20 protein-coding genes are annotated in these 17,501 nt (G+C 50.4%); 10 read left to right on the top strand and 10 right to left on the bottom strand.

Annotated elements, in window-relative coordinates; all coding sequences use genetic code 11:
- Positions 1-3: 3 nt before the first annotated feature.
- Together PSCS_RS02050 and PSCS_RS02045 are read right to left on the bottom strand one after the other, a co-directional pair.
- Positions 4-726, bottom strand: coding sequence for a TorF family putative porin (locus PSCS_RS02050; protein WP_068810125.1), 723 nt, complete (start codon positions 724-726; stop codon positions 4-6).
- A 242-nt stretch (positions 727-968) separates the two neighbouring features.
- The gene (locus PSCS_RS02045) at positions 969-1,433 is read right to left on the bottom strand and encodes a retropepsin-like aspartic protease family protein (protein WP_157885597.1); all 465 of its coding nucleotides are present in this window, start codon (positions 1,431-1,433) and stop codon (positions 969-971) included.
- 344 nt (positions 1,434-1,777) lie between these two features.
- Between PSCS_RS02045 and PSCS_RS02040 the strand changes: the two genes are divergently transcribed.
- The 9 genes from PSCS_RS02040 (at position 1,778) to PSCS_RS02000 (ending at position 8,964) form a co-directional block, all read left to right on the top strand.
- Positions 1,778-2,137 carry a hypothetical protein gene (locus tag PSCS_RS02040; protein ID WP_068810123.1) on the top strand — a complete coding sequence of 120 codons (360 nt, stop codon included), beginning with the start codon at positions 1,778-1,780 and terminating at the stop codon, positions 2,135-2,137.
- Between the two features lie 242 nt (positions 2,138-2,379).
- Entirely contained in the window at positions 2,380-3,810 is a 1,431-nt protein-coding gene (locus PSCS_RS02035) for an OprO/OprP family phosphate-selective porin (protein ID WP_082866392.1), read from the top strand.
- Positions 3,811-3,915: 105 nt separating this feature from the next.
- Positions 3,916-4,428 (top strand): arsinothricin resistance N-acetyltransferase ArsN1 family B, encoded by a 513-nt coding sequence (locus PSCS_RS02030; RefSeq protein ID WP_068810122.1) that lies wholly within the window; start codon positions 3,916-3,918, stop codon positions 4,426-4,428.
- Positions 4,428-5,648: a GGDEF domain-containing protein gene (locus PSCS_RS02025; protein WP_068810121.1), complete on the top strand. Its 1,221-nt coding sequence runs from the start codon at positions 4,428-4,430 to the stop codon at positions 5,646-5,648. Before PSCS_RS02030 ends, PSCS_RS02025 begins: the two co-directional genes overlap by 1 nt.
- 33 nt (positions 5,649-5,681) lie before the next feature.
- Positions 5,682-6,365 carry a glutathione S-transferase gene (locus tag PSCS_RS02020; RefSeq protein ID WP_068810120.1) on the top strand — a complete coding sequence of 228 codons (684 nt, stop codon included), beginning with the start codon at positions 5,682-5,684 and terminating at the stop codon, positions 6,363-6,365.
- A 55-nt stretch (positions 6,366-6,420) separates the two neighbouring features.
- Complete coding sequence (locus PSCS_RS02015; protein WP_068810119.1) at positions 6,421-6,849, top strand: potassium channel family protein; 429 nt, start codon at positions 6,421-6,423, stop codon at positions 6,847-6,849.
- 56 nt (positions 6,850-6,905) lie between these two features.
- Positions 6,906-7,304, top strand: a complete 399-nt coding sequence (locus PSCS_RS02010) for a GFA family protein (protein WP_068810118.1) — start codon at positions 6,906-6,908, stop codon at positions 7,302-7,304.
- 68 nt (positions 7,305-7,372) lie between these two features.
- On the top strand, positions 7,373-8,185 hold the full coding sequence (locus tag PSCS_RS02005) for an ATP-grasp domain-containing protein (protein WP_068810117.1): 813 nt from the start codon (positions 7,373-7,375) through the stop codon (positions 8,183-8,185).
- Between the two features lie 62 nt (positions 8,186-8,247).
- Positions 8,248-8,964, top strand: a complete 717-nt coding sequence (locus PSCS_RS02000) for a ZIP family metal transporter (RefSeq protein WP_068810116.1) — start codon at positions 8,248-8,250, stop codon at positions 8,962-8,964.
- 12 nt (positions 8,965-8,976) lie between these two features.
- Here the strand turns inward: PSCS_RS02000 and PSCS_RS01995 are convergent, their stop codons facing one another.
- From PSCS_RS01995 to PSCS_RS01965, 8 genes are all read right to left on the bottom strand, one after another.
- Positions 8,977-10,326: a mechanosensitive ion channel family protein gene (locus tag PSCS_RS01995; RefSeq protein ID WP_229694672.1), complete on the bottom strand. Its 1,350-nt coding sequence runs from the start codon at positions 10,324-10,326 to the stop codon at positions 8,977-8,979.
- A 152-nt stretch (positions 10,327-10,478) separates the two neighbouring features.
- Positions 10,479-12,362: a DUF885 domain-containing protein gene (locus PSCS_RS01990; RefSeq protein ID WP_068810115.1), complete on the bottom strand. Its 1,884-nt coding sequence runs from the start codon at positions 12,360-12,362 to the stop codon at positions 10,479-10,481.
- Between the two features lie 143 nt (positions 12,363-12,505).
- Positions 12,506-13,399, bottom strand: a complete 894-nt coding sequence (ccoP, locus tag PSCS_RS01985) for a cytochrome-c oxidase, cbb3-type subunit III (protein ID WP_068810114.1) — start codon at positions 13,397-13,399, stop codon at positions 12,506-12,508.
- Positions 13,392-13,535 carry a hypothetical protein gene (locus PSCS_RS15805; protein WP_157885596.1) on the bottom strand — a complete coding sequence of 48 codons (144 nt, stop codon included), beginning with the start codon at positions 13,533-13,535 and terminating at the stop codon, positions 13,392-13,394. Before PSCS_RS15805 ends, ccoP begins: the two co-directional genes overlap by 8 nt.
- Entirely contained in the window at positions 13,532-14,152 is a 621-nt protein-coding gene (gene ccoO / locus PSCS_RS01980) for a cytochrome-c oxidase, cbb3-type subunit II (protein WP_068810113.1), read from the bottom strand. The genes PSCS_RS15805 and ccoO overlap by 4 nt, the downstream gene beginning before the upstream one ends.
- A gap of 5 nt (positions 14,153-14,157) precedes the next feature.
- Positions 14,158-15,597 carry a cytochrome-c oxidase, cbb3-type subunit I gene (gene ccoN, locus PSCS_RS01975; protein WP_068810112.1) on the bottom strand — a complete coding sequence of 480 codons (1,440 nt, stop codon included), beginning with the start codon at positions 15,595-15,597 and terminating at the stop codon, positions 14,158-14,160.
- A gap of 12 nt (positions 15,598-15,609) precedes the next feature.
- Complete coding sequence (locus tag PSCS_RS01970) at positions 15,610-16,224, bottom strand: Yip1 family protein (protein WP_157885595.1); 615 nt, start codon at positions 16,222-16,224, stop codon at positions 15,610-15,612.
- A gap of 111 nt (positions 16,225-16,335) precedes the next feature.
- Entirely contained in the window at positions 16,336-16,770 is a 435-nt protein-coding gene (locus PSCS_RS01965) for a MarR family winged helix-turn-helix transcriptional regulator (RefSeq protein ID WP_068810110.1), read from the bottom strand.
- 137 nt (positions 16,771-16,907) lie between these two features.
- Between PSCS_RS01965 and PSCS_RS01960 the strand changes: the two genes are divergently transcribed.
- Positions 16,908-17,465: a hypothetical protein gene (locus tag PSCS_RS01960; protein WP_068810109.1), complete on the top strand. Its 558-nt coding sequence runs from the start codon at positions 16,908-16,910 to the stop codon at positions 17,463-17,465.
- Positions 17,466-17,501 lie beyond the last annotated feature (36 nt).

Below are 17,501 nucleotides of genomic sequence, written 5' to 3'. Positions count from 1 at the left end.
GTCTTACAGATCGAAGTCCAGACCGTAAGAAACTGTGAAGCGCAGATCATCGTTGTTATATGCACTGGCCTCTGGCTCATCAGTATCTGTGCCAGAAATCATGAAAGCAAAACCGCCGTTCGAGAAAGTGACACCATAATCGATGTACGTATCAGGTACACCGTTAAATGCTTCTACGAAATCACCGGCGTGACGGCCAACATGGAAAGCCATTTCTGTGCCGTTGCTGCCGACAGGAATTGCGTAGTCCAGTGACAGGTAAGTGGCTTCACCGAAACCAAAGTCCTGGCCAGGTGCTTCGTCAGCTTCAGTGTTTGCCAGAACATACAGGCTCACGCTGAATGCGCCAAGGCCAACAGTCCCGTAAACTTCACCGAAGTCGAATTTACCGTCTTTGTCGTAGTTGTAGTACAGGTAACCGACATCAAAGCTCATGTCGCCTGATTCCCAGGCATAACCTGCATACAGGTCGTGCTCATAAGAGAACTCGTCGCCAGCCCCATAGTTTACGTTAGATGCCCAGGTACCTGCGTAGAATCCGCCTTCACTTGCGTAGTCAATTCCGCCTGAAATTGCTGCTTCGTTTTCAGTTTGGGTCAGACCACGCCATACGTAGTTGCTGCCCATTGCCGCGTTAGCAGTAACGTCGGCCATAGCGATTGAAGGAACAGCAACGCTGCCTGATACGAGTGCGATAGCTGCAGCAATTTTAGTGAGTTTGCTCATGTTTTCTTCTCCTGATGTTTTGAAGGTAGTCTTAATTGTTAGTAGTAGTAGGAAGTCCTTGTTTCCTGATCTAGGAAATGCAAAGATCAGGCCAGGTATTTAATCTGCAATTAAAACAATTGGTTATGAGCTTTTTGCCGGAATGGTGGGAGAAAATAGTCTCGTTCAACAACTTGAGCCGCCCCATTTTGATGCGCGATAAAATCAAACGCACCAAAATGAGACTTGTGGTGAAATATGAGTTACAAACTGGCCTCTAAACGGTGCATGCACCCTGCCAGATTCATCTTTGGGGGAGTAAATGACATGTTCAGTGGCGCAGCCTGCTGTAATGCATTCATGCCAAGCAGGTTTCTGCCCCCCCTGGGGAGTACCGCGATTTCTAGTGGTCCGAGTTCGCAGGCACCGTTTAAAAGAAAGGAGGAGACCCTGTAGACATCCAGTATTTCAACTTTGCCACTAGCCAGCCTGGCTCCGACGCGTTTGACCCGGGTCACATCGGTACTGTCACGTAACTGCTCAAAAAACTGCGTGTTTACTGTGACCATACTGGCTCCTGTGTCCAGCAGGAACTCTGCATCAATGCCCCCAATGACGGCATTAACGGTATAGCTTCCAGCGCCTGTCTGTGTCAGAGGAATATCGCCAGAATGAATAATATCCAGAGACGCTTGCGCAGGAGTTTCTGCCTGGCTTTTACTGAGCATCAGCAGCGATATCAGGAGTGAATAACTGAAGTGCCTGATAAGTGAGCTAAACGGTCTGTAAGTCAAGAAAGTCATGGTGGTTACCTGTATAGGGCTGATTTGTGATCGGTATTTACCAAGCTTTTGGCTAGTTACTATCAATACTGAGCAATAATCAGGCCATCACCATAACTTGATGATATGTATGAATAATTTAAGTTATTGGAATGTTTGGTAATTGATTTTTTCGCCGTTTTTGCACTGCTTCGGTGCGAAACCTTTCGATTTTCCTGTTCTCTTAATTCAGTTTTGCGTAAAATTGAATGGCAAATTAATAAACGTATTGGTTGAGTTGGAGGAAGATTATGCGGAAGTTAACCCTGAGTGCATGTTTACTGGGTTTTGTGGCGGTAATGCCGCACACATCCGTTCTGGCCGATGCAAATTCAGAAGAAATGGTCAAAGTCAGACTGGTCGATTTTTCCGGTCGCCCGCCGTTCAAACGAGAGGTGGTAGAGCTTCCTGCTGCGGACGTAGCCGCGATGGAGGCAACAGAAGAAATATTGGAAGTTGAGCGGGTCTGGACTGTAGATTATAGCGGCAAGCCGCCATTCAAACGCCAGTTTGAAGATGTGCCGGTTATTGATGTTGCCAGCATGGAAGCTGTTAGCGATGAAATAGAATCGACTTCAGGCTCTCGCACCCCTTTCAAGCGCCATCGTTAACCTGTCTGACGTTCCAGATTAAGGTTGCAAAGTTCGCACAGCCCTGGCCTGACGCCTTTCAGGCCAGGGCGCTTCACAAAAATGTCACAATTCTCTCGCCTGTCATCATACTGTCACATTAATTTCACATAATTGTCACGCTGCCGTCGCCGTGCTGTCATAAATGTGGCCTGCTGTCGGCATTGCCATCATTATCGGCTGCAACTGTTATCGAAACGTTATAAAAGAGGAATATTCAAACCATGGCCGCAAGATCATTACTGCCATTCTCCAGTCCATTGCTTTTTGCTTCCATGTCCGTATTTTCTGCGCTGGCCTTTGCCCAGACTCCCCCAGCGCTGGAGCTATATGTCGACTCGGAAACTCAGCAGATTTTCGCCGAGCCAGGTGCTGGCCGCGTAAAATTAGGTACATTTCAAATGGTCGAGCCTGCTGATGCGGTGACAACGGTTGAACCATCAACTGGGCTGACTCAACCCGAGCCAGCTGCTGAAGTTGCGGTAGGCAATAATGGTCTGGATGTAGAAGGCAATAATGGATTTAGTATGCGGCTGGGCGGTCGCATGCATGCTGACGGCAGCTATAGCAGTGACGACAACTTGCTCAAGCGTGGCACTGCTAATGATTATGAGGCGGTCTCTGGTACTGAGATTCGTCGTGGCCGACTCGCGTTGCGGGGCACTGCTTATCATGATTTTGATTACATTATTGAAGCGGATTTCGGTGGCAATAAAACATCTGTAAAGGATCTCTTTCTCACTTACACCGGTTTCGATCCCCTGGAAATTACGGTAGGTAATCAGAAGCATGCGATGAGCATGGAGATTCAGGAAAGCTCCAACGACATCATGTTCAATGAGCGTTCTTTGCTTTCGGCCTTGACGGTGCCGCATTTTGACCGGGCTATCGGGGTGAACCTGAAGTCCAGTGGTAATGACTGGTCATTGCAGAGCGGTATTTATGGCGATGGCATGTCATCCAGTGGTGGTGGCCGGGATGAAGGCTATGGTTGGGGTATTCGTGGCACCATTGCGCCTATTAATACAGAAGATCGACTGGTGCACCTGGGGGCTAATTTTGGTCACCGGGAGGCGAATGAAATCAACTCTCTTAGCAACAGCGGTTCGACCGCATTCCGCTATGAAACCACGAACATGTCAGACTTGTACCTTGCAGATACAGGTGCGCTAACCAATTTCGAATCTATATCGCTCGGTATTGTTGAAGCCGCCGCCAAGCTTGGACCATTATCCATCCAGAGTGAGTATGGTCAGGCGAAAGTAGATCAGGTACGTGTCGCCGACCTTGAGTTCGCTGCCTGGTATGTGCAGATGGGGCTTAGCCTGACAGGGGAGTCCCGGGTATATCGCGGCTCAGATGGTGAGTTTAAACGCTTGCGGCAAAATCGCCTGTTTGCTCCGGCGCAGGGCAGTTGGGGAGCCTGGGAGCTGGCTGTGCGACTGGATCAACTGGACCTGGAGGATGGTATCGTACTGGGCGGAAGGCAGCGTCGTGCTTCGCTTAATTTGAACGGTTACCTCAATAATAACGTCCGGGTTCTGTTTGGCTACAGTCGCGCCTTTGATATCGAAAACAGCCCGTTGACGACGCTGGATGGTGGCGAGCCAGAGGATATCGATATCTTATCAGTCCGAACGCAATGGACGTTCTGATAAAGGCCCTTTAAGAAAACAGGTTGATTGTATCCCTGGACTGTGACTACTATTCATGCTCTGAAAATTGCCGCAGCAAAGCGGAGATGATACAGGCTGAAGAGCATGGTCAGGGATGCAACGTTTCGCGATGCGCAAGCCATTGCGGACATTTATAATCACTATATCACCAATACTACGGTGACCTTCGAAGAGCTTCCTGTGACAGCTGCTGTTATGCGCTCTCGCATCCAGCAAGCTCATGATCTGTCTCTTCCGTGGCTGGTACTCGAACAGGGTGCCATGCTTGTTGGTTACGCCTATGCTTCGCGCTGGAAAGAGCGCTCTGCCTATCGTTACGCAGTGGAAGTTTCAGTCTATCTTGCCCATGATGTAACCCGAAGAGGCTATGGTTCGGCTCTGTACGCGACGCTGTTTGAAAGGCTTGCGGGGGCAGGGCTTCATGTCGCCATTGGTGGTATCACATTGCCTAATGATAGCAGTGTCGCCTTGCATGAAAAGTTTGGTATGAAAAAAGTGGCTCATTTTACTGAGGTCGGATTGAAATTTGATCAGTGGCTGGACGTGGGCTATTGGCAGAAAGCGCTGGTATCGAGAAATCAGGAGGCAGACGATTGATGTTTGCTTCCCTTGGCCGCTTGATAGAGTCAGTACAGCCTTTGTACCTGGTTAACATCTTGCTGGGTTTCACAATCACAATCTGTGTCTTGATTGTGGCGGCTGGCAAACATCGTGATCTGATGATTTGGGCCAGTGGTTTTGCACTTTATGTCCTTGCTTTTGTGCTGTTTGGTTTGCGCTCTGAGCTGCCACTTATGGTTTCAGTGATAGGAGGAAACGGTGCACTGGGTTTTATGTTCGCCATGTTTGTGGAGGGGCTTGCCCGTTTGTACCGGGTACCAATTTCCCGTTGGCTTATATGGTTGCCGCCGCTACTTTCCGTCGTTGGTTTTGTCATTTTATTGGATGATTTTGATTCCCGGGTCATACTCGGTGTGGTCACCAGCACCTATCACAGCATCCTGGTTTTGTTCCTGGTGTTTAAAGGCTTGTTTTCAACAACAGGGCGCGGGCGCTGGGTCATATTTTTTGCCATTGTCTTCCATGCGAGCGTTTTGCTGATCAGAGCACTGCTGATCATATCAGCTGTCATAGACGGGAGCGGATTTCTTTCGCCAAGTACGGAACAAACCGTTTATTTATCGATGTCGCTATCAACCGTCGTCATGTTTGCCTTTGGGCTGCTGGTTGTCTACAAAGAACGAGCGGAAAGTGATGCCTGGCGTGAAGCCCATTTCGACCCGTTAACCAATGTCAGTAACCGTCGAGTCCTTAAACATCGGTTACAGGGTTTGTCATTGAGCCACGAGAGGAGTTCGGGCTATTGTGCAATTATTTTATTGGACCTCGATAATTTCAAATCATTAAATGACACGTATGGACATACGGTTGGCGACAGGTTATTGGTTCTTGCCGCGCAACGTATCAAGCATAACCTTGATGTCTCAGATGAAGTCATACGCCTTGGTGGCGATGAATTTCTCATACTACTCGAGCACCTGGGGGATGATATGGATGACGCTGAAATAAAAGCACTAAATGTTGCCAAGCGTATGCTTGAAATACTTTGTCAGCCCTATCAGCTTGATGTGGACGGGGATGATGGCAAACCCACCTTGCATCTTGAATATAAAGTGACTGCAAGTATGGGTATTGAGTTGTTCCAATGTAAAGATGCCAATCGTGAAGCGGTTATGTCTGCCGTTGATCAGTCCATGTATAAAGCGAAGCAGTCAGGTCGCAATGCCATTTCCTGTCGAGGGCGAATCTGTTCCTGATATCTTCTTTTGACCATCGATGTGGAGATCTCCATGTATACCTTACATATAGCGAATAAAAACTACTCGTCCTGGTCACTGCGCCCCTGGGTGTTGATGAAAGCATTGAATATTCCTTTCCAGGAGATAATGCATCCGTTCGGTGAGGGATCCAACTGGGGAGAGTTTCGCAAATTCAGCCCAACAGGTCTGGTGCCATGTCTGGTTGATGGTGATCGCTGTGTCTGGGACTCGCTGGGGATCATGGAATACCTGGCCGAACGACATGCAGGAGTATGGCCTGAGAGTGACGATGCTCGTGCCTGGGCTCGGTGTGCGGCGGCAGAAATGCATTCAGGATTTTCAGTGTTAAGAGATGTTTGTCCGATGAACTGCGGTGTCATGGTCGCGATGACCACTCGTCCTGCTGGCCTGGATAACAACCTGGAACGATTGGAGGAACTCTGGTCGCAAGGCCTTTCTCGGTTTTCCGGCCCGTTTCTTGGTGGTAAGCAGTTCACAGCAGTTGATGCTTTCTATGTTCCTGTGGCTTTCCGGGCACGTACATTTCAATTGCAGTTATCGCAACAGTCTCAGGCTTATGTCAATGAATTGTTGAGCCTGGATGCCGTTAAAACTTGGGAGAAATCTGCTTTAAACGAAACCTGGCGAGAGTCCGGTCATGAAGCAGACACTGTTCGGTTTGGAAAAATACTGGAAGATAACAGGATAAAATAGTCATGTTGGAAATTCGCCCCAATTTCGAGTCATGTGATGTCCCGTCATGATAGCAATGCTTGATATATTTCTGATTAATATCGTTGTGGTTGTGGCGGTAGTCATTGTGCACTATGAGTTTCTTTATCGTCTAAACCGGTTTATTCCTCGATGGCATGTTCTGCACCGCTATCGCATCGTGATTGGGTTGCTGGGGGCATTGTTGGCGCATGCTATTGAGATCTGGCTGTTTGCTATTGCCTACTATTTTGCAGTGTCGACCGATGTGCTTGGCGGGTTGTCTGGAGCATTTGATGGCACGTTCCTGGACTGTGTGTACTACTCTTTCACGGTATTTACAACGTTAGGGTTTGGCGATATTTTCCCTGAAGGAGATATCCGTTTCTTGACGGGTATTGAGTCATTGACTGGCCTGGTACTTATCACCTGGACAGCCTCATACCTGTTTCTGGATATGCAGCATTATTGGAGTGACCGAGAGTGAGAGGCAGGCGTATCGTCAACCGGCGATAACCATCATCTTGAGATACGGGAGGGAACATGAGAGGGAAATGCCTTTGTGGCGTAATCGAAGTGACTGCACCTGATACGTCGGGTATTGATGTGTGCCACTGCTCAACTTGCCGGCGCTGGTCGGGAGGCCCGATGTTAGCGGTTCATGTTGGTAATGACGTAACGTTTTCGGGTGATGCCCCAGCTATTTTCCAGTCATCAGACTGGGCAGAGCGTGGCTTTTGCCAGCGTTGTGGCACGCACTTGTTTTATCATCTAAAAGAAAACGGCGAATATATTCTTCCAGCCGGGCTGTTTGCCGAGGGGGAGTTTACAATGAACAGTGAAATTTTCATTGATGAAAAACCCGGTTATTATTCGTTCAGCAATAACACCCGGAAAATGACAGGCGAAGAAGTCTTTGCGATGTTCGCTGGTGAAGACTGAGCATTTAAAAATGCTTGCCAGGGGGTGAAAAATACATACAATGCGCTTTTTTTACGAGCGCACAGCCAATGAACCTGGTGTCGTTTAATGTTTTTCGCACCCTGGGGTTTCCCGACACAACTGTCCTGAAGCCAGGCGATATCTTTTCGCATAAAGACCTGCTGGCAGGAGCCGACTGGGTGCTCTTCCCGGAATATTGGCAGCTCAATGCGCTAGTCTATGGCCTGAATTGTCGTGTTTTCCCCAGCGAAGCGAGCTACCGCATTGGTCACAACAAGGTTGAAATGACCCGTGCATTTGAGGTCGTCGCACCTGCGCATACTCCATGGACGATGATCGAGGCAAATACACCAGAGTCACAGGATCATATCTGGGACATGATGACCCTGCCCTTTGTCGCTAAATTACCCAAGGCGAGCATGGGTGAAGGTGTCTGGTTGATTGAGTCGACGCAGGACTGGCGAGAATACTGTGCAAAGACTGATGTCCTCTACGCCCAGGAATATCTGCCGATAGACCGGGATGCCCGCGTCGTTGTCGTGGGAGATAAAGTGGTAGCGGCCTACTGGCGCATGCAGTCGGAGCAAGGCTTTTATAATAATGTATCCAAAGGCGGCGCTATTGATACATCACCTGTGCCGGCGGTTGTAACCGACCTGGCGCTGCGGCTTGCTCAAGATCTGGGTGTCAATCATGCCGGCTTTGATATTGCCCTGGTAGGGCAGCACCCTTTTGTGTTCGAATTTAATCGCCTGTTTGGTAATCATGGGGTGGATAGCAAGAAATTGCGTGACGCTATTCTGGCATACCTGACTGCAAACACCGAGCCGGAAGATAATGATCCGGAAGGTCCCCAGCCGTTGTGGCCAGTCGCTGTTTAATCTCAGTTCCGCGACCTGCTACTATGATGACCTAGTGCATCGCTTTCCGGAGCTGAACTGCTTTGTCCGAGCTACTCATTCTGCTGATATTATCAACCCTGGCGGGCGCTTCCATCCCCGTTGGTGCGGGGATGGCAATGCTGGATATTGAGTGGCCAGACATACTGACTGAGCCTTGGCGGCGCTTCATCGTTGCCTTTGGTGGTGGCGCATTAATCTCAGCCGTCGCTCTGGTGCTGGTTCCTGATGGGAGTGAGTCGTTATCACCGTTACTGTCGCTGTTGAGTTTTGCTGGCGGCGGTGTCTGTTTTTGTCTTCTCGATATCTACCTGGGCAAGTTGAAAAGCTCGCTTGGCCAGCTCGTGGCGATGCTGGCTGATTTTATCCCCGAGGCAATGGTGTTGGGGGCAGCATTTGCCACGGGTCAGGATACCGGCCTGCTGATATCCGCATTAATCGTGTTGCAAAATATTCCCGAGGGCTTTAACGCGTTTGAAGAGCTGACTGAGAACTCGAAACAGTCCGTTTTGAGACTCCTGGCTGGCTTTGGTCTGTTAATGCTTGCGGGGCCTGTTTCCGCGCTTCTTGGGTTTTATTATCTGCCCGAGCGTCCTGAAATGTTAGGGGGAATTATGCTGTTTGCCAGTGGCGGCATTATCTATCTGGTATTTGAGGATGTGGCACCCCAGGCAAAACTTGAGAATCACTGGTCTCCGGCTTTAGGTGCGGTGTTTGGGTTTCTCTTGGGCCTGGCAGGCCATTTGGCCACGTCAGGCTAAAGACTACAGCTCTCAGGCTGAAACGTTATTATCATCGTTGCTGCTTTTCTGTGCTGTGACCGGATGCTCATTCAGGATACGTACTTCGCGTTGCGGGAACGGAATCGTAAAGCCGTTTTCTCGCATGGCCTCAAAAATCATCAGCATCAAATCACCGCCGACTCGGTTTTTGCCGTCATCAATGCCTTCCATCCAGAACTCGACCAGCATATTGACACCTGAGTCACCGAAACTGGCAATCTCGCAATCCGGCATTTCCTCTAATGGGGTGCCTTCTTTGCTGATGACCTGAGGGTGGGATGCTACCGTTTCTTTGACGATCTCAACGAGTTTGCGTATGTCTGAGTCATAGGCGACTGAGAAGTCGACACGATAGCGTTGTCGGCTGTCTTTATGTGTCCAGTTGGTAAAGCTTTCGGTCACGAACTTTTCGTTCGGTACCATGATGTCTTTACCGTCATAGGTTTCCAGTGTCGTCGATCGCAGTGTCATTTCCCGAACCACACCGGTGCGACCATCCTCGAGTTCGATGTAATCATCGATGGAAATAGAGCGATCCAGCAGAATAATAAGGCCGGAAATGAAATTTGAGGCGATTGCCTGTAAGCCAAAACCCAGACCCACACCCACTGCGCCACCAAAGACAGCCAAGGCTGTCAGGTTAATGCCCATGACCTGCAGCAATAAAATGGAAATGAGCACAAAGACGCCGACTTCCAACACTTTGGCGGCAACTTCTTTGGTGCGGAAGTCCAGTTTCTCCTGGCGTCTGATAATGTCCTGTCCGGCAATGGTGGAAGCCCGGCCCAACCAGAACAGGACTGAACCAAATAGGACAACACGGACAATACCGTAAGCGGAAATGCGGATATTACCGGCACGGAACTGCATTGACTCAAGAATGGCGATAATCGGGTTGAGCAGGTCAAGCAGGTGCAGAAATAACAGAGGCAGCCCCACCCAGAGCAGGATGAAGGAAATAAATTCATTGGTTATGTGATCGCGAATAACGGAGCGATACACCAGCAGCATGGCGACAATGAGTGCTGTACGAACCAGCCAGGACTGGCCGAGCAATTGTGCGCTCAGTTCTACGCTAAAACTCAGTACCAGAATGGTGAGCAGTGGAAACAGCAAATTGCCCAGTTTGCCCGTCAGACGGCGCATTGGGCCCAATGGTGCATCAGAGGGAGCGTCAGCAAGTAGAGGCAGGAATTTTCTGATACGGCTGGTAACGAAGAAAGCTGATGCGTAGATAACCAGAACTGCAGCGAGTTGTGCGTATGTTTCGGTCTGCAGGGTTGCCTCAATAATGCGATTGGCAATCTCCATCAATCGCTGATTGAATTCTTCAAACTCCACCTTGTATCTGCCTCATTCTTATTAGTGCTACGAGACAGTGTACTGAATCGCTGGCAGTAGAGCAGCAAAATTTTACGCTTCTGGCCCTTCCCTCTGCCCGGCCTGCCTCAGACATCTCATTTAAGGCAGGGCGGGCAGCATGGCAGAACTCACTAGCTGGCTTTAACGTCGTCAATCCATTGCTGCACTCGACGCTCCAGCAAGTGTAGTGGCATAGCGCCGCCTAGCAGCACGGCGTCGTGGAAACCGCGGATATCAAAGTCTTCGCCCAGTTCCAGGCGAGCATGTTCGCGAAGCTCAAGGATTTTATTCATCCCGATTTTGTATGACGTCGCCTGACCCGGCATGACGATATAACGGCGAATCTCGGAACGGATCGCAGCCAGAGGCACTGATGAGTTTTCGGCAAAATAGTCGACCGCCTCCTGCTCCGTCCAGCCTTTCGCATGCAGGCCAGTATCGACTACCAGGCGAATTGCACGCCACATCTCAGATGTCAGGCGACCAAACTGGGAGTAGGGATCTTCGTAGGTGCCTGGCATCTCATTTGCCAGGTATTCAGAGTACAGGCCCCAGCCTTCGGAATAGGCGGTAAAGCCTGCCTGTGTCCGGAACCGTGGCAGATCCTGCAACTCCTGAGCAATCGAGATCTGCATGTGGTGGCCCGGCAGCCCTTCGTGGTAAGCGATCACTTCCAGTTCTGATTTGGGCATTGCTGTCATGTCAGACAGGTGCGCATAGTAGATCCCTGGGCGTGAGCCGTCTGGCGTACCGGAATAGTAATGCTGAGCGCCGCCGTCGCGCTCACGGAAAGGTTCAACACGGCGCACAACCAGGTCCGCCTGCGGTAATGTGGCAAAGTAATCCGGCAGTACTGCTTTAATGTTTTCAATAGCGGCAGTCGCGTCATCGATATAGCCTTGACGGCCCTCGTCGGTATTGGGGTAGTAGAAGCGCTCGTCATCACTGGTTTCTCGCAGCATGACAAAGAATTCCTGCAAGGAGCCGTCAAAGTCGGTGCTGGCCATGACCTCTTCCATTTCGCTGCGCAGGCGGGCCACATCAGCAAGGCCGATGGCGTGAATTTCATCTGCGGTCAGCTCCGTCGTGGTCTGGTTGGCAAGCCGATACTGGTAGTAGGCCTCACCACCGGGTTGAGAGACCAGGCCCATAGCGACTTCCGGTGCGTTGGCTTTTTCTTCTTCTGCCCAGGCAATAATGTCCTGATAAGCAGGAGCTAACGTGGTAGTCAGGGCGTCTGCCGTGTCTGCGAGTAAGGAGTCTGCATCAGGTTGTTCAAGAGCGCCTTGCTCCACCAGGTTGGCGACCTGGGATTTGGCATGCGCCCACAGCGCTGAGTCAGTTTCGGCATTTTCGGTAAACGGTGCACCAGTGATCACGCTCTGGGATTGAGCAATAACACCATCGAGCGCAAATTCTGGCATGGTGACGCCTTGTGTAGCCGTTTCAGCGGCTCGCTCAAGGCCCTGATTTAATGCTCGGCCTGTTTCGGTGATCCGGGAAATAAACGCTTCATAATCGGAGACGGAAGCAATATCGTGGAAGTTGATCAGAAAGGTTGGCAGGAAACTATGATTGCCATTCATCTGGTCGAAAACGAAACCATTGTACCGAAATTCAGCTGCCAGTTCGGCCTGCTCAAGCTGGTATTGCCAAATGTCCCAGGACATTTTCGCTTCCCGGTCGAGGGCATCGTAATCAAAATTGTCTTCCATCTCTGCGGTTGCCTGCTGGAACCAGACCAGTTCTGCTTCCTGTGCCTGCACAGACATGTCATCAATGTCCGTGTATCTCTCCTTGCGACCCTGCATGGTCAGCGAAATAGGATCAAACTGCTGTAACCGCTCGTCATACTTCTCATCAAACCAGGCGTTAAGGCGTGCAGATTCAGTCTCTGCGGCTTCCGTGATTTGAGATTCAGTCGAGGATGTCAGCGGTGCAGATGGAGTAGAGGCCTGCTCACCACAAGCTGCGAGTGTGAATATAAACAGTAGGGAGTAGATCAGGTGGCGCATAGAGGGTTGTCCTTTGGGTCGCGAAAGAACGGCCTGGGTCAGGCTGTCTTTTTACGGGTTAATTGACGGATAAGTCTGATGACAGTATCGCCAAATCCAATTGCGATCTCAAGCGACCGTTCGGACAAAACTCATGGAAAATATCAATTCTGTGATCGTGTTAGCCAGGCAACCAGCAAGCGGATCTGGGCATCATCCAGGCGTTGATCAAATGCTGGCATCATGCCCTGGCGTCCATTGGTTATGGATTCAAGTACATCGTTGAGCTCATTACCATATAGCCATATATTATCGTTGAGGGCTGGCGCACCAAGCATGATGTTGCCACTGCCATCAGCTCCATGACAGGCGACGCAATATGTGGTGTATGTGGTTTGCCCCGGGTGGCTGTTATCACTGCCTTCATGCATTTGCAGTACATACTCAGCCACCTGCTCAATGGCCGCCGGCTCAATAGTTCCCTGCCAGGCCAGCATATTGGCCTGACGCCCGCCCCGAAGTGTCTGTTCGATTTGCTCCGGACTGCCGCCCCATTGCCATTCGCTGTCCAGCAAATTTGGAAACAATGAAATCTGGCCGGTGGCGCTTTTGCCATGACAGGCTGAGCATTCACGCTGGAATATGCGCTCAGCAGTGGCCATCATGCCTGGGTCTGACTGTAAGTCAGTAAGGGCGGCATCAACAATCTCTGCGCGGGCAGCAGCAAACTGGTTCTCATAGTTACTATGGCTGTTGCGCACCCGGGCATCCTGTGACCAGTTCAGGGTGCCGCTAAAGGAACCCAGTCCGGGGTACAACATCAGGTAACCAACAGAAAAGACAGTGGCGCCGAGTACAAACCAGAACCACCACATGGGCGCAGGCGCGTTGCCTTCGCGCAGGTTATTATCCCACACGGGTTCATTTTCATGTTCTTCCTCAGGATGAGGGGTGGGAGAAAAGTAAACACTCCAGATCAGCCAGGCGATGACGCAAAATGAGACCAGCGTCAGCACAATGATCCAGCCGCTCCAGAAGTCGCCGGGTAAATCAGCCATGATCAATGTCATCCTTCAGCGGTATACAAGCTGTCTCATGTGCATCTTCTTTGCTGCCGAAAGCTGTCAGCCAGATGACCAGAACAACCATAAACAACATCACCAGCATGTCTCCAGCGAAAATAAAGTACGTCATGGCAATTCTCCTTGCGGCATGGCTGTGCCAAGCTGCTGCAGATAAACAATCAGTGCATCCATTTCAGTCAGTCCCTCCAGTTCGGATTCGGCCTCTTCTATGCTGGCATCTGAATAAGGGTGTCCCAGGGATTGCAGCACCCGCATCTTCTTTTGAATATCACCAACATCGGCTGCCGGAGTCTCAGCCAGCCAGGGATATCCAGGCATGATCGAATCAGGTACGACTGAGCGCGGGTTTAAGAGATGTTCTCTATGCCAGATATCAGAGTATTTGCCGCCAATACGGTGAAGATCCGGCCCGGTTCGCTTAGAACCCCAAAGGAAGGGGCGGTCATAGACAAACTCGCCGGAGCGCGAATAAGGGCCGTAGCGCTCAACCTCTGCAATAAGTGGTCTGATCTGTTGTGTATGACACACCGAGCAACCTTCGCGAATGTATATGTCACGACCTGTCAGTGCGACTGCAGAATACGGCGCGGTTGCTCCAACCGGCGTTTCCAGTGATTCCTGAAAAAGTATCGGGAGAATCTGCACCAGTCCACCTACGGCAGAAACGGCAAGAATGCCAAAGATCAGCAGTCCGCTGTGTTCTTCAAGCTTTTTATGGAGAGACATTCCACTCATGCTTTGACCTCATACATTGGATCGACTGCTGGCGGTGTGACACGGACAGGTTTGTTGCCACGCATCGTCATATAGAGATTCCACGCCATCAGGATAGTGCCAGTCAGGAAAATCAGGCCGGCAATCAGGCGTAACCCATAGTAAGGGGCCATGCTGGACATGATGTCAGTAAAGCTGAAGCCCAATTCGCCGGTCTCATCAATGCTTAACCAGAGCAGACCCTGCGATACGCCAGCTGCCCACATGGCCATGATGTATAGCATGGTGCCTGCCAGTGCCAGCCAGAAATGGATGTTTGCCAAGCGTGTACTATATAACTCGCGGCCTGCCATGCGAGGGATCAGGAAATAGAATGTGCCGTAAGTAATCATGGCATTCCAGCCAAGTGCGCCTGAATGTACGTGCCCGATCGTCCAGTCAGTGAAGTGACTGACCACGTTCACACTGCGAATCGCCATCATTGGGCCTTCAAATGTAGCCAGGCCGTAAAAAGCCAGTGCCAGTACGATGAACTTCAGGGCTGGATCCGTCCGTAATTTCTGCCACGCTCCACTGACTGTCATGATGCCGTTGATCATGGTTGCCCAGGAAGGTGCAAGCAGAATAATGCTCATTACCATACCCAGCGACTGAACCCATTCCGGAATAGCGCTGTAATGCAGATGATGTGGGCCCGCCCAGATATAGGTGTAGGTAAAAGCCCAGAATGACACGATTGACAGGCGATAGCTCCAGATGGGCCGATTCGCCTGCTTGGGCAGGAAATAGTAGACCATGCCGAGGAAGCCGCCCGTGAGCAGAAAGCCCACAGCATTGTGTCCGTACCACCATTGCACGACAGCATCCTGGGCACCGGCATAGAGTGAATAGGATTTGTCGAGCGTCACAGGTAACGCCAGGTTGTTTACGATATGCAGCATGGCGATGACAATAATCAGTGCGCCATAAAACCAGTTGGAAATATAAATCGGCCTGATTTTGCGGATAGCCAAGGTGCCAAAAAAGACCACACCAAATGAAATCCAAAGTACCGCAATGGCAATATCAAATGGCCATTCAAGCTCGGCGTATTCTTTGCTCGATGTCCAGCCGGCAAGCAGGGAAAGTCCACCTAGCAATACCACCAGTTGCCAACCATAGCAGCAAAACCAGGCCAGTCGGTGTCCAAAGAGGGGGACATGACAGGTTCGTTGTACACTGTAAAATGCGGTAGCCATTAATGCGGATACACCAAAACCAAAAATAATGCCGTTGGTATGCAGGGGACGCAGGCGGCCAAAAGACAGCCAGGGCTGGCTAAAATCAATAGTTGGCCAGATGAGCTCAGCAGACAGGTAAACCCCCGCTGCCATTGCCACTATCGCCCAGAAAATTGAAAACTGAATCAGCCTCAGAACGACGTCATCGTGATATTGTGCATTGTTGTCATTTGACAAAACAGTGGACTCCTATACGCCCAATAACGGACCAATTCCCATTACCCATAACCCCATGCTAAGGCCTAGCAGCGATACTGCTGCTACCAACAACCAGCCAACCAGTGATGATGCCATCAGCATGCCGCGCTCTGGAACGGTTTCCAGGGCTACAGCTATGCCGGAGTAGAGTAAATACATGCTCCAGATCATGGTCGGAATCAGAACCAGTACATTAAAAAAGACATCAGGGACAAGGTGGGCAACACTTGCTAACGCTAACGGCGAGCCAACAATGGTGACCATGGCAAAATGCCGTCCCAGCGATTCACTGGCGCCGTATGTTTTTGCCATCCATTGACTGATTAGCGCCGTGGAGACGAACCCAAACAACAGGGCGAGAAAATACCCCACGCTGATGCGGACAAGTGTTAATTGCGACAGGTACAAAGGTTCAGTGGCGCCCAGACGCCAACCAAAAATGCTGGCGCCAATCCAGGAAAATAGTGGTGGTAAAATCAGTAGCCAGACAGAATAGCGAAGCAAAACGTTGGCTGGTGACGGATCAGATCCTGCCAGTGCCTCGAATGCATCTTTTGGGCGAAAAAGTGCCCGTACAGGAAGGTTTGCTAGCGTACGCTCAACCATAGCCCCACCAAAGAGTGAATTAAGTTGCAATAGCTCGTTTGCCTAAAGCAAAACTGCCATTGATTCCTGGCTTACTGTATCAGTGCAATTACGGTCTCTTGTTGAGACAGATCAAATCTTGATATTTTGGTACATTTTCTCTGCAAGTAACTTGATTTGTTTTGCTTCTTCAATGGACACGGCATTAAGGCATGCCATCTGGCCGGGCACTTTGCTGGCCGGAGCACGGAGCAGCTCACCCGATTCAGTCAATGAAATGACGCGCCGGCGCTCGTCCTCGGCACTTCGTTTGCGATATATCAGCCCTTTTGCTTCAAGGCGCTTTAGCAGAGGTGTCACGGTTCCTGTGTCCAGCCGGGTTGCCCGGCAAATATCGGTGACTGACATGTTGTCGGCATCCCATATCGCCAGCATGACAAGGTACTGGGGATAGGTCAAATCCAGCGGGTCAAGAAAAGGGCGGTAGGCGCGGATTAACGCATTGGTTGCTGAGTAGAGTGACAGGCAGATCTGGTTTTCCAGCATCATATGCGGTGGAGAGCTCATATCGACTCCAAGACTCGTTTCATCGTATCAATATAGAAAAGTATAGCACTTTAATTGACAGGCAATTATATTGCGCGCAATATAAATAACAAAGTCATCCTGAAGAGCTAACAACAACTATTTGAGAGGTAATTGTAATGAAACTGCGAGGCCTGCTTTTGACATGCTTGCTATTGGCCAGTAACGGATTAGCTGCTGACCCACTGGAGAACCCTGAGTTTTCCTGTATCAGTGACATGACACCGGTACGTGGGTTCTATATTGACAACCTGCTGGGAGATCTGGAGGCAACCAAGGCTGTTGCTGAATCTGAAAACGGTGGCGTGTACCCGCCAGGATCAGTCGTTCAACTGGTGCCGACTGAGGTGATGGTCAAACGGGAAGAAGGGCACAGTCCGGAGACTAACGACTGGGAGTTCTTTGAGCTGAATGTGTCGGCTGAAGGCAGTGAAATCAGCACGCGTGGCTTTTCTGACGTGGTCAATCGATTTGGTGGTAACTGTCTGGATTGCCACGAAAAGGCAGAGCCGCAGTGGGACATGGTTTGTGAACAGAACCACGGTTGTGACCCCATCCCGCTGACTGAATTGATGGTGCGTGCCATCCAGAAAACTGACCCACGTTGTGAGCCGGTGCCTTTGTCTGACGAAGAAAAAGCGGCTTTGCAGGCATTATCTGGAGGCGCTGGGGAATAACTGCTATTGTTCATTGAAGAATAATAGCATTTGAAC

It is taken from the genome of Pseudohongiella nitratireducens (assembly GCF_001642735.1).
Lineage (GTDB): Bacteria > Pseudomonadota > Gammaproteobacteria > Pseudomonadales > Pseudohongiellaceae > Pseudohongiella > Pseudohongiella nitratireducens.
This window is presented reverse-complemented; position numbering and strand designations above follow the sequence as displayed.